The sequence below is a fragment of the uncultured Catenibacterium sp. genome (assembly GCF_900540665.1).
Taxonomy (GTDB): domain Bacteria; phylum Bacillota_I; class Bacilli_A; order Erysipelotrichales; family Coprobacillaceae; genus Catenibacterium.
This window is the reverse complement of record NZ_UQGV01000070.1, coordinates 1-12481: the sequence shown is the minus strand read 5'-3', so window position 1 is coordinate 12481 and position 12481 is coordinate 1. Positions and strand designations below refer to the sequence as shown.

The 12481-nt window shown below is 34.4% G+C and carries 14 protein-coding genes and 1 riboswitch; of the genes, 9 read left to right on the top strand and 5 right to left on the bottom strand.

Annotation, left to right across the window (positions count from 1 at the left end):
- Positions 1–153: 153 nt before the first annotated feature.
- Positions 154–200: riboswitch (PreQ1 riboswitch) on the top strand.
- Between the two features lie 61 nt (positions 201–261).
- From QZQ55_RS08965 to QZQ55_RS08955, 3 genes are all read left to right on the top strand, one after another.
- Entirely contained in the window at positions 262–738 is a 477-nt protein-coding gene (locus tag QZQ55_RS08965; RefSeq protein ID WP_270398817.1) for a QueT transporter family protein, read from the top strand.
- A gap of 157 nt (positions 739–895) precedes the next feature.
- A complete protein-coding gene (locus QZQ55_RS08960; RefSeq protein ID WP_295092540.1) occupies positions 896–1918 on the top strand; it encodes a Gfo/Idh/MocA family oxidoreductase in 1023 nt (340 codons plus the stop codon).
- A gap of 14 nt (positions 1919–1932) precedes the next feature.
- The gene (locus QZQ55_RS08955) at positions 1933–2910 is read left to right on the top strand and encodes a Gfo/Idh/MocA family protein (RefSeq protein WP_295092537.1); all 978 of its coding nucleotides are present in this window, start codon (positions 1933–1935) and stop codon (positions 2908–2910) included.
- A 22-nt stretch (positions 2911–2932) separates the two neighbouring features.
- On the opposite strand, the gene QZQ55_RS08950 is transcribed toward QZQ55_RS08955, so the two are convergent.
- From QZQ55_RS08950 to QZQ55_RS08935, 4 genes are all read right to left on the bottom strand, one after another.
- Entirely contained in the window at positions 2933–3163 is a 231-nt protein-coding gene (locus QZQ55_RS08950) for a hypothetical protein (protein WP_295092534.1), read from the bottom strand.
- A gap of 109 nt (positions 3164–3272) precedes the next feature.
- On the bottom strand, positions 3273–3890 hold the full coding sequence (locus QZQ55_RS08945) for a flavodoxin family protein (RefSeq protein ID WP_295092532.1): 618 nt from the start codon (positions 3888–3890) through the stop codon (positions 3273–3275).
- Between the two features lie 12 nt (positions 3891–3902).
- Positions 3903–4823 (bottom strand): aldo/keto reductase family oxidoreductase, encoded by a 921-nt coding sequence (locus QZQ55_RS08940; protein WP_295092529.1) that lies wholly within the window; start codon positions 4821–4823, stop codon positions 3903–3905.
- Between the two features lies 1 nt (position 4824).
- The gene (locus tag QZQ55_RS08935; RefSeq protein WP_295092526.1) at positions 4825–6576 is read right to left on the bottom strand and encodes an aminopeptidase P family N-terminal domain-containing protein; all 1752 of its coding nucleotides are present in this window, start codon (positions 6574–6576) and stop codon (positions 4825–4827) included.
- Between the two features lie 71 nt (positions 6577–6647).
- On the opposite strand from QZQ55_RS08935, the gene QZQ55_RS08930 reads away from it, so the two are divergent.
- The 6 genes from QZQ55_RS08930 to QZQ55_RS08905 all read left to right on the top strand — a co-directional run bounded on the left by QZQ55_RS08930 (position 6648) and on the right by QZQ55_RS08905 (position 11184).
- On the top strand, positions 6648–8393 hold the full coding sequence (locus QZQ55_RS08930; protein WP_295092523.1) for a M3 family oligoendopeptidase: 1746 nt from the start codon (positions 6648–6650) through the stop codon (positions 8391–8393).
- Positions 8386–8988, top strand: coding sequence for a PTS sugar transporter subunit IIB (locus tag QZQ55_RS08925; protein WP_295092520.1), 603 nt, complete (start codon positions 8386–8388; stop codon positions 8986–8988). The genes QZQ55_RS08930 and QZQ55_RS08925 overlap by 8 nt, the downstream gene beginning before the upstream one ends.
- Complete coding sequence (locus QZQ55_RS08920; RefSeq protein WP_295092517.1) at positions 8981–9556, top strand: maltose acetyltransferase domain-containing protein; 576 nt, start codon at positions 8981–8983, stop codon at positions 9554–9556. The genes QZQ55_RS08925 and QZQ55_RS08920 overlap by 8 nt, the downstream gene beginning before the upstream one ends.
- Positions 9553–10122 carry a phosphatase PAP2 family protein gene (locus QZQ55_RS08915; RefSeq protein ID WP_295092514.1) on the top strand — a complete coding sequence of 190 codons (570 nt, stop codon included), beginning with the start codon at positions 9553–9555 and terminating at the stop codon, positions 10120–10122. Before QZQ55_RS08920 ends, QZQ55_RS08915 begins: the two co-directional genes overlap by 4 nt.
- Entirely contained in the window at positions 10119–10916 is a 798-nt protein-coding gene (locus QZQ55_RS08910) for an MBL fold metallo-hydrolase (RefSeq protein ID WP_295092512.1), read from the top strand. Before QZQ55_RS08915 ends, QZQ55_RS08910 begins: the two co-directional genes overlap by 4 nt.
- A gap of 121 nt (positions 10917–11037) precedes the next feature.
- On the top strand, positions 11038–11184 hold the full coding sequence (locus tag QZQ55_RS08905) for a hypothetical protein (protein WP_022424163.1): 147 nt from the start codon (positions 11038–11040) through the stop codon (positions 11182–11184).
- Positions 11185–11200: 16 nt separating this feature from the next.
- On the opposite strand, the gene QZQ55_RS08900 is transcribed toward QZQ55_RS08905, so the two are convergent.
- On the bottom strand, positions 11201–12295 hold the full coding sequence (locus QZQ55_RS08900) for a glycerol dehydrogenase (protein ID WP_295092509.1): 1095 nt from the start codon (positions 12293–12295) through the stop codon (positions 11201–11203).
- Positions 12296–12481 lie beyond the last annotated feature (186 nt).

Sequence of the window (12481 nt, the reverse complement as noted above, 5' to 3'; positions counted from 1 at the left end):
AGCATCATAACGGCGACGATAGTGTGAAGACGCGACAATAGCAAGCTGCCAGGTCGCAATTTAAAATGCGATGAGCCGATGAGTCAAGTACCGCTTGACTCGTTTTTTTTTACTCTTTTTCTTGTCTCCTATATATATAAATGATATAGTAGTTGAGAACTGGTTCGAGAGCCAAACCCAGTATAAAAAACTAAGAACATATGAACATAATTCATGATGTTTGGCTTCTAACTGTTCTTTAGAAGAAGGAGAAAATCGAATATGAAAAAACTAGACGTAAAAACGATTGCATTAAACGCAGTCATCGCTGCAGTCTACGCAGCACTTACTATCGGCTTAGCGCCAATTTCTTATGGTCAGGTGCAGATGAGAATTTCAGAAGTAATGATCTTCCTTGCATTCTACAATAAGAAATATATCCCAGGATTAGTATTAGGATGCTTCATTGCGAACGTTCCATCATCCCTTGGTGCTTATGACATGGTATTTGGTACATTTGCGACATTACTTGCAGTTATCGCAATGAACAAAGTATCTAACCGTTATGTTGGTGGTATCTTAGGTGGTTTAATAAACGGTATCATTGTAGGTATCGAATTAACACTTGCATTCCATACACCATTCTTATTAAATGCAGTATATGTATTTGTAGGTGAAGTTGTTGTATTAGAAATCGGTGCATTCTTATTTGGATTATTAGAAAAGAATGAACCAGTATTAAAAATTATTAAAGCGTAAAAGAACCTTCGGGTTCTTTTTTTTGTGCGAACTATTAGTTCTCTCTAAAAAAAGTTATTCACATCTATTACGTACTTTTTTTACGATTCTAATGTGAATACTTGTAATTCATATACAAATATTGAAAAATAGAAGTATAAAGAAGAGAGGAATACATATGACACTTACTATTGGATTTATTGGAAATGGCAAAAGCACGAATCGTTACCATATGCCATTTGTACTCACTAGAAAAGATAAAATTAAAGTAAAGACAATCTATAACCGTTCTATTCACTTTGATACATGGAAGAAAATAGAAGGCATTCACTATACAGATAACTTAGATGAATTACTCCATGACAAAGATATTCAGGTTATTGTGGTCACATTAAAATCAAGCTTACATTATGAATATGCAAAGAAAGTATTAGAAGCAGGAAAACATTGTGTTGTAGAAAAACCATTCGCAGCGAGTTATGCACAGGCAAAAGAACTATTTGATTTAGCTGAGTCTAAAGGACTCATGCTTCAATGTTATCAAAATAGACGTTTTGACAGTGATTTTCTCACTGTTCAGAAGGTCATTGAATCAGGCAAACTAGGTGATCTACTAGAATTAGAGATGCATTTTGATTACTATCGACCAGAAGTACCAGAAAACATTCATGAATTCTCAATGATTGATTCTTACCTCTATGGTCATGCTTGCCATACCTTAGATCAGGTCATCTCTTATTTTGGTAAACCAGATCATGCACATTATGATGTACGCCAGTTATTAGGTACAGGACGTATGAATGATTACTTTGATTTAGATCTTTATTATGGAACACTTAAGGTCTCTGTAAAATCATCATATTTCCGTATTATTGAGCGTCCTAGCTTTGTTTTGTATGGTAAGAAGGGAATGTTCACTAAAACAAAAAAAGACCGTCAGGAAGCGGATTTGAAACATTTCTATATGCCTTATGAACATGATGACTTTGGCTTAGACTCGCCAGCTGATTATGGCACTCTTATCTATGATGAAGAGGGGCATTATCATGAAGAAAAAGTAGAAACTGTGAAAGGTGATTATGGTTACTACTATGATGCATTGTATGAAACAATCATCCATCATAAGCCACAGCTTGTTACTAAGGAACAAACACTATTACAGATGAAGATATTAGAAGATGCAATCAAAGGATTAAAGTAGGAGGACATATTATTATGAAACTTGGTATTGTAGGGTCAGGAATGATCGTCAAAGACTTTTTAAAAATGTTTAATGAATTAAGTGGTATTGAATTATTAGGTATCTCAGCACGTAATGAAGATAATTTAAAGAATCTCTGTGTTCAATATCCTATTGAACGTTATTATTTAAGTTATGAAGAAATGCTGGAAAATAAGGACATTGATACTATCTATGTTGCTGTACCAAACGATTTACATTTCATTATGTCTAAAAAAGCACTTCTTGCAGGTAAAAATATAATATGTGAAAAACCATTCACGACTAACCTCAAAGAGGCTTTAGAACTCAAGGAAATCGCTAAAAAAGAGGATCTATTCCTTTTAGAAGCTATCCCTAATCGATTCTTCCCTAACACATATCTATTAAAAGAAAAGGTAAAGGAATTAGGCAATATTCGTGTGATTAACTTTAACTTCTCACAGTATTCATCAAGATATGATCGTTTTAAAAAGGGAGATATTGCCCCTGCGTTTGATCCAAAACATTCAGGTGGGTCTTTAATGGATTTAGGTGTGTATAACATCAATCTTATTATGGAACTGTTTGGTAAACCAGAAAATGTGGATTATTATCCAAATATTGAAAGAGGTATTGATACATCAGGTTTGCTTGTTATGGATTATGGTTATATGAAAGCAGTCTGTGTTGCAGCAAAGGATTGTCAGGCACCGCTATCTTCTACTATTCAGGGAGATGAAGGTTATATTGTCATGAGAAGTCCATCAAGTCAGATTACTGAATTCCAGATGGCTTTTAATAAGCAGGAAGAAGTGACTTATAACGAAAACGGACCACATAACCGTATGTATTATGAATTTGTGGAATTAAAGAATATTATTGAAACAAATGATAAAGAGAAAATGGAAGTACTTTTGCAGGATACATTAGTTGTTATGGAAGTACTTACTGAGGCAAGAAAAAAAGCAGGGGTTATATTCCCTGCTGACTAAGAGATGTTCAACATCTCTTTTTTTATATCTTTAAATCCTTATGAACTAATCCAATGAGAAATAGAATAAGAATTGTGACTAATACAGTAATCACAAAAAGTTCTAAACTATTCTGCTCAGGATAATCTTTGCCTTGAACTGTTTCTGTAAGAACAGGTGAATAAGCTTGTACAGAAGTTGGCTGAACACAGCCAATCACTAACATAATTACTGATAAACACTTGATTAATCGCATCACGATAGAGTTACTCATTGAAATGCCTTCTTTCCCCATATACAACTGTATTCTATTCCTCATATAAACAATCGTCAATATAACAAGCGCTTACAAATGTACAAAAAAGAGAAGAAAAATTCTTCTCTTAGTGATGGAAATTTGTATGTCCAGTAGAGAGTTCTGGTCTTTCAAGACCAGATTTTTTACCTGCTTCAATAGACTTCAGAAGCCAGCTCATATTTTTTGCGATGTTTTGCATAGTCGCAACACCTTCGGCATCTTTATATACATCTTCAGGTTCACTTCCAAAGACTTCATTCCAATAATTGGCAGATACAATAGGCATATGAGAAATGCTGAAATGCTTGTTGACAACATCCATGCTTGCCACCTGTCCAGCACGTCTTGCACTAAAGATACAAGCCCCAGGCTTATATACAAAGACACTTTTATTTGAATAGAAGGCTCTATCCAATACCGCAAGTAATCTTGCACTTGGATGAGCATAATAGACAGGTGAGGCAAAGATAAAGCCATCACAGTCTTTTGCTTTTGTAGTGATTTTATTGACAACGTCATCAAATACACATTGATGTTCAGTTACACACTTCTTACAGTTCATACAATCCGCAATAGGCTGATTGCCAATAAAGATGATTTCTGTTTCAATACCTTCTTCTTTGAATGTTTCAGCCATAATATCTAAAGCTGCACGTGTACAGCCATTATTACGGGAACTTCCATTAATCATAAGTACTTTCATATTCGGACCTCCTTATGGTAAAGGTTTACCACTTGCTAGATAAAGATCATACCATTCCTGACGTGTTAATTCGATATTTGCAGCTTCTGCTGTTTCAATTAAATGTTTAGGAGAAGTCGTACCAGTAATAGCTTGAATATGTGCAGGATGTCTTAAAATCCATGCAGTCGCAATTGTGGCAGGAGTAACATTATATTTCTTTGCTAGATCATCAAGAACATTATTTAATTTCTTATAATCCGGATGATTTAAGAAAGTGCCTTCAGCCCATGATGCCTGCACAATACTCCAGGCCTGGATAGTAATATCATTTAAACGACAATAATCAAGCACACCGCCATCCTTATCAATCGCAAAGTTTTCCTTCATATTCATGTTCATACCACTATCAATCATCACAGAATGCACAATAGAAAGCTGTAATTGATTAATGATAATAGGATGCTTTGTATACTTCTGTAATAAGGCAATCTGTCCTGGTGTATGATTAGATACCCCAAAGTATTTGACCTTGCCACTAACATACAGTTCATCAAATGCTTCTGCAACTTCTTGAGGGTCACATAATGCATCAGGTCTATGTAATAGAAGAATTTCTACATGATCAGTATGAAGTCTTTCTAATGAGCCATTGACTGCATTAATAATATAATCCTTAGAAAAATCATAACGTTTTCCAGGTACAATCGCACACTTTGTCTGAATAATCATCTTTTCACGATATTCAGGATGTTTTTCAAGAACTTGTCCAAATAACTCTTCTGACTTTCCTCCACCATAAATATCAGCATGATCAAAAAAGTTAATACCACAATCTAATGCAGTCTTCACAAGTTCTTCTACTTCCTCAACACTTTTATCTGCAATACGCATGCAGCCCAAAGCGATTTCAGATACTTTTAAATCAGTTTTTGGTAGATCATAGTACTTCATATTAAATACCTCTTGTATAAGTCTTTAACCATTCATTTTCTTCATCAGTTAAGTATGGCTTTAATGATTCTCTTACGAATTCATGATACTTATTCAATGCTTCTCTTTCATCAGTTGTTAGTAAAGAAACATCAAGACCATCTAAGTCAATAGGACATAAAGTAAGAGGTTCAAACTTCATCCACTGACCATACTCATTCTTGATATCTTCAACACATAATAATTCATTTTCTAAACGAATACCAAACTGACCTTCGATATAGACACCAGGTTCATCCGTTGTAATCATACCTGCTTCCTGAATTGCAGAAGGCTTACGTGGATCACGTAAACGTGGTCTAACATCATTTGGTCCTTCATGGACATTTAAGAAATGACCAACACCATGACCTGTACCACACTGGAAATCAATATGCTGCTTCCATAACTCATGTCTTACAAGACCATCAATCCAGATACCATTTGCACCATATAAGAAAACAGCTTCCTGCATCTTCAACATAGCCTTTAATACATATGTGAAATATTTTCTTTCAGTCTCACTGATTTCACCTAAGATGAATGTACGTGTAATATCAGTTGTACCATCTAAATACTGTCCACCTGAGTCAATAAGAAGCATACCTTCTTTTTTAACATGAACATCATGTTCAGGAGATGGATGATAATGCATTAATGCGGCATTTTCTTTATAAGCAGTAATTGTATTAAATGAAATATCAGTAAATAATTCCTGTGCTTCTCTAAAGCCTAATAACTTATCAGTAATAGAACATTCAGTCGCATCATCAGGCATAGAAGTCTTTAACCAATACATGAACTTAGTCATAGCCACACCATCTTTTAAATGTGCATGCTTTGTATTTTCAATTTCTACATCTGACTTAATACTCTTAAAGTATTGAGATGGGTTAGATCCTTCCATGATTTCGCAGTCAATAAATGAATAGATGGCATAGTTGATAGCACTTAGGTCTACAAGTACCTGACCACTTAATCTCTTTGTATCTAGATAGATATCATCATAAGGACGGATTTCAATACCATCATTCTTATAAGCTTCAATCATTGTTTCATCATAAGTACCATCCTGAAGATATAAATAAGCATTATCTAAAGTAATAATACTAAATGCCATAGCCATTGGAGAATGAGGAATATCCTTACCTCTGATATTGAATGTCCATGCAATATCATCTAATGATGTAATGATATGCGCATTACATTCATTTTCTTCCATATAACCACGAATCCATTCAAGCTTCTGTGCTGTGCTTTGGCCATGATACTTCACATCATAGATATAAGCTGGTTCATGAGAACGTTCTGGACGATTAGTCCATATATCAGTTATATCGATGTCTTTTAATTCAAAATCAGTTTCTCTGCCTTCATCCAAATCAATGATAAATGAAGCAGTTGTTACTTTACCATTGAAGCCAAGTACATCACCATCATCAAGATGATCAATGAGGAAATCCTTCACGCTAGGAACATCTGCATTACCCATCTTCATGAGCTTAATACCAGGATAGAGTTCTTTTTCAGCCTGAATGAAATAACGTCCATCAGTCCATAACCATGCTTCTTCCTGTCCTACAACTAGGACTCCTGCAGAACCAGTAAAGCCGCTTAGATACTTTCTAAACTGGTCATGTTCGCCTACAATTTCACTCTGATGATCATCATCAGTAGGCACATAATAGAACTTGATATTTTGTTCTTTTAATCTTTTTTGTAATTCTTTTATCATTTTTTTATCACCCAAGATAAGTTTAACACAAAAGAGAGATAAGGTATAATACAATTAGGAGATGATTAAAAATGAACGAATGGAATCTTGATGCACTATATACGTCATTTCAAGACAAAAAATTTCAAGAAGATTTAAACACACTTAAGGACTTAAATAAGAACTATTCCGCTTATAGAAGCAAGAAAACAGAAGATGCATTACATAAAATAATAGAGACAAAAATAGAGATTGAAAAGAGAATAGAAAGGCTGCATTTTTTTATACAACTTTCTTTATCAGCTCATACAGATGATGCACAAGCAGCACGTTATCTTGACCAATTAAATAATATAACGGCCTCAATGGTAGGAGAGGATATTAAGAATAATGCCTATATTGCTGAGTTTGATTTAGATAGTTGCCAGGATCCTTTTATCAAGGAACATGAGTATATTTTAAAAGAGATTCAACATAATCAAAAATATCGCTTAGATGAAAAACAGGAATCAATCATAGCCCATATGAAAAATACAGGTTCTTATGCCTGGATGAAGCATAAGGATGCGGTTGTATCATCTATTAAGATTATGATTGATGGACATGAATATCCTTTGGCTGAAGTACTGAATATGGCTCATAGTCCAGATAAGCAGACAAGAATGAAAGCTTATTTTGTAGAACTAGATGCCTATAAACCATATGAAGAAACGATTGCGACATGTTTAAGTGGAATCAAGGGAGAAGTACTCTATACAAGTAAACTGAGAGGTTATGAATCACCATTAGAAGAATCATGTATCAAATCACGATTAAAGATGGAGACTCTTAATACATTACTTTCTGTTATGAAGAAGAATATGCCAGAAATAAGAGAATACCTTAAAATCAAGGCAGACTATCTAGGTTATCAAAATGGTTTACCTTGGTTTGAACTTTATGCACCTGTTGTTGAAGATGATGAAGAATATTCATTTGCGAAAGGGTCTCAGTTTGTCATTGATCAGTTCTACACATTCTCAAAACATTTAGGTGATTTTGCGACTCATGCAATTAAGAATCACTGGGCTGATGTTTATCCAAGAGAAAATAAAGTAGGTGGTGCATTCTGTGAAAATATTAGAAGTTTGAAACAAAGTCGTTTCTTGTTCAACTATGGAAATCATTTTTCTGATGTGATTACTGTAGCCCATGAGTTTGGTCATGGTTTCCATGGAAGATGTTTAGGTGATCAAACAATATTAAATACCCATTATCCAATGCCTATTGGAGAAACAGCATCTAACTTCTGTGAAACAATAGTCGGAAAAGGTGCATTAAAATCAGCAACACCCACTCAAAAGATTATGATATTAGAGAATACATTAAGTAATGCAATACAGGTAATCTGTGATATTTATTCCCGTTTCTTATTTGAAAGCCGCTTCTTTGAAGCAAGAAAACAAGGACCAGTCAGTGCTGAAGAAACAAAGAAAATCATGATTCAAGCACAATTAGAAGCCTATGGTGATGGATTAGATCATAACTATCTCCATCCATATATGTGGACATGGAAACCTCACTATTATGATTCAGACTATTCATTCTATAACTACCCATATGCCTTTGGTTTGTTACTTGCGAAAGGACTTTATGTCCGTTACCAACAAGACCCTGAACACTTCCCAGGAGAATATGAAACATTTCTATCAGTTACAGGTAAGATGGATTTAGAAGATATTGCCGCTACACTCAATATTGATTTAACAGATGAATCATTCTGGCAGAGTTCTATTGATCTCATTAAAGAAGATATTGATACATTTAAAACACTTCTAGAGGAATACAAACATGATTGATTCGTTCTATCAAAAAGAAAATCTAGAAGTTTATAAACGTTATCTCTATTTCCAGTTAAAAGATGATTCTCGCTTTCAAACAGTATTCAATGACAATGAATATCACATCACTTATCAATCACGCACAGCATTGATTCACTTTCATGATATAGGCATGATAGAAGAAAAAATCATCAGCAATGATAAGCAGATCTTCTATCTTCATTTTCCCTTGACTACATTTCCTATTGCCTTAGAACTATATCAATGTATGATCAATAAACTTATAGAAGAAAAAGTAGAACCAATGAAGGTGATATTATGCTGTAGTGGGGGAATGACATCAGGATTCTTTAAAGAAAAGATGCAGAACTATATTTTAAAAAACAATCTCCCATTGATCATAGAAGGGGCAGCAGTTCATACTGTAGAAAAGAAATGTCTATACTATGACCTTGTATTATTAGCACCACAGATGCGTTATAAAAAGGATTCTATTGCATCACTCACACATAAAGATGTAGATGTGATTGATCCACAGGTCTTTGCGACATATGACTGTGGCGCATTATACAAACAGATTCAATATTACTATAGGAGGATGAAAAATGAATGATACAAAAAGAGATATGATTTCTGGTGAACTCTATCAGCCTTTTTCTGAAGAACTCTATAATGATCGTCTTTATTGTAAGAGTCTCTGTCATGAGTTAAACAATCTTTCACCACTAAAAAGAGATGATATCAATCTCATACTAGATAAGCTATTAAATGAGTGGAATGAAGCCTTTATCGAACAGCCTTTTCATTGCACATATGGCTACAACATCACACTTGGAAAGAACTTCTATTCTAAAGACAATCTCTTAATTGATGATAGTGGAATAGTGTCTATCAGTGATAATGTGACTATTGGATATAATGTCACAATACTCACATCAGTTACACCAGCTAGTAGTCAGGACCGCGCAAAAGGATTAGAAAGTACACTACCAGTACGTATTTATGAAGGAGTGTGCATTGGTTCAAACAGCATTATTTATCCAGGTGTAAAAATCAATAGAGAATCTATCATAGAACCAGGATCAGTTGTAAAGGATGATATTCCACCATTTGTGATTGCAGGAGGCGATCCATGTCGCGTTATTAGCGCAATTGAAGATAAGGACTTGAAGAAAAGATGAGAGAATTAGGACAATTATATGACTATACACTTCTTCATTTCCTTCACCATCTAGCCGAAGCAACTAATGGTGCACTTACACCATTCTTCCGCTTTATCTCTTATTTTGGGGATAAAGGAATCTTCTTTATTGGCTTAGCCCTTGTCCTCATCTACTTTAAAAAGACAAGAAAACTTGGTATATGTATTCTTATTAGTCTTGCGATAGGGGCAATCTTTACAAGTCTCTTTTTAAAGAATGCGATAGGACGTCATCGTCCTTATTTATCCGGTGTAGACGAATACTATAACTGGTGGAAGTATGTAGGAGGCTTACATTATGGAGAATTCTCATTCCCTTCAGGACATACCACAGCTACTATGGCAGTTATGATGTGTATATTCTTAACATGCAATAAGAAATACAGCTGGCTTGTCTTTATCTTTGTCGCATTAATGGGACTAAGTCGTAATTATTTCATGGTGCACTATCCAACAGATATTCTAGGTGGTATTATGGTAGGCGGAATATCTGGTCTTATTTCATATTTGATATGTTATAAGAGTAAATTGGGAGGAAGAACATGAAACTAACAATGCTGGGCACGGGGAATGCCTTAGTCACTAAGATTTATAACACATGTTTCGTCTTAGAAGACAACCATCAATACTTTATGGTTGATGCAGGAGGAGGAAACCAGATCCTCACTCAGCTAAAAAAAGCAGGATATGACTGGAAGGATATGAAGCATATCTTTTTAACACATAAGCATATTGACCATCTATTAGGAATGGTCTGGATGATGCGTATGATTACACAGTTTATGAATGCAGGTAAATATGAAGGTGATGCTTATATCTATGGTCATGATGAAGTCATTCATATTTTAAAGGATATGGCAAATACACTTCTTGTACCAAAGCAGAGTGCATTAATTGGAAAAAGACTTCACTTAGTAGAAGTGAAGGATCAAGAAGTTAAAGAAATTATGGGACATCCAGTCACTTTCTTTGATATCCATTCAACTAAAGCCAAACAGTTTGGTTTCATGGTGGAATATGATGGTAAGAAACTCACATGTTGTGGTGATGAACCTTATTGTGAAGAAGAGAAAGTCTATGCAGAGAATGCGGATGTACTCTTGCATGAAGCATTCTGTTTATATGAAGAAAGAGACTTCAGACATCCTTATGAAAAGCATCATTCAACAGTGAAAGATGCCTGTGAACTTGCGCAAAAACTTCATATTAAGAATCTTGTACTCTATCATACAGAAGATGATCATGTAGACAATCGTAAAAAACTCTACAAGGCAGAAGGTGCACACTATTATACAGGCAATATATATGTTCCTGATGATTTAGAAGTAATGGAATTTTAGAGCTATCATCTGATAGCTTTTTATATTAAATTTTTTTTAAAAAAATTGGATATATATATGTTAATTAACAAGTAGTATATAATATAAATAGATATAAAACTTGAAAGAAAGGATGATGATTATGAGTAAAAAGAAACGCGTCATTTCAGAAGAAAAGACAAAAGAACTTCAAAAAGACTGGCAAGGCTATGGCGCGATGACAGTGGCATATAGTCTTGTAGTTATCATTATCGTTCTAATTGCGATTATCGCAAAATTGTATTTCTAATAGAAAAGCCTCTGGATTATTTTCCAGAGGTTTTCCATTTCTGTCCGTATTGATCTGCTTTGATAATAGCTTTTAATAAATTCTTTGAAGTCACTTCAAAAGGCATATTTAATGTAGTAGATCCTTCTTTAACTGCTTCTAAACATACATGCAGTAATGCTTCTTCATCTACTTCTTTCATCCCTAAATCAGAAAGTGTAGTAGGTAACTCTAATACTTCTAAGAACTCATAATAGCTCTTTAATGTATCCTTAGGTGTATTTTCTAATACCAATTGTACAAGTGTACAAAAAGCCACTTTTTCACCATGCATCTTACTATTTGTTTCAGGAATAAGAGTGAATGCATTATGCAGGCCATGTCCGACTGCTTCTCCACCAGACTCAAAACCAATACCACTTAAATAAATATTAGCTTCTATCACATTTTCTAGTGCTTCTGTGACTTTATGCTGCTTACAATCTTCTACAGCCTGTAATCCATAAGAATAAACAATATCAAAACAAGCCTTAGATATTGCGAAAGCACTTCTTGTCACTTGACTATGAAGACAATTCTCACTATGACTTACATAACAAGCCTTTGCTTCAAAATAAGTACTAAAGGCATCACCAATACCCGCTCTCAGTAATCTTACTGGGGCATTCGCAATGACCTGTGTATCCACAATTACTTGATCTGGACTCTTAGGTAAATATAAATAATGATCAAACGTATGATCATCATGATAAATCACCGATAAAGAAGAACATGGGGCATCCGTACTTGCCGCAGTAGGTATAATGACAATAGGCTTTTTCGCATAATAACCACATGCTTTAGTGGTATCTAATACCTTACCTCCACCAACACCGACAATTACTTCACCATTCGTTTCTTTTACAATATGTTGTATTCTTTCAATCTCACTCATACTACATTCATTTTGAAACAATACAACAGTCATTTCCTGTTCACGTAAGCTTTCCTCTATCTGAGGTATAAACATCTCTTTCAAGTTTTCACTTGTAATTACAACTATTCTTTTATAATCTTTTAAATCATCACCAAGACACTTTAATTCATCTTTTCCCTGTCTATATCTTGTTGGTGCACCAATCATCTTGCTCATATTATCACGCTCCTATTTCTATTATAGAACATGAAAAAAACATTGAGGAGAATTTTCTCCTCAATGTTTACATATCACAAAGACCTTTATCTTCTCCGTATACTGAATACCAATCATTATTGAAATCAGTCACAGCTTTAGAAATACTTGGATTTTCAAAGATTGCCTTTAATACGCTGACTGGTG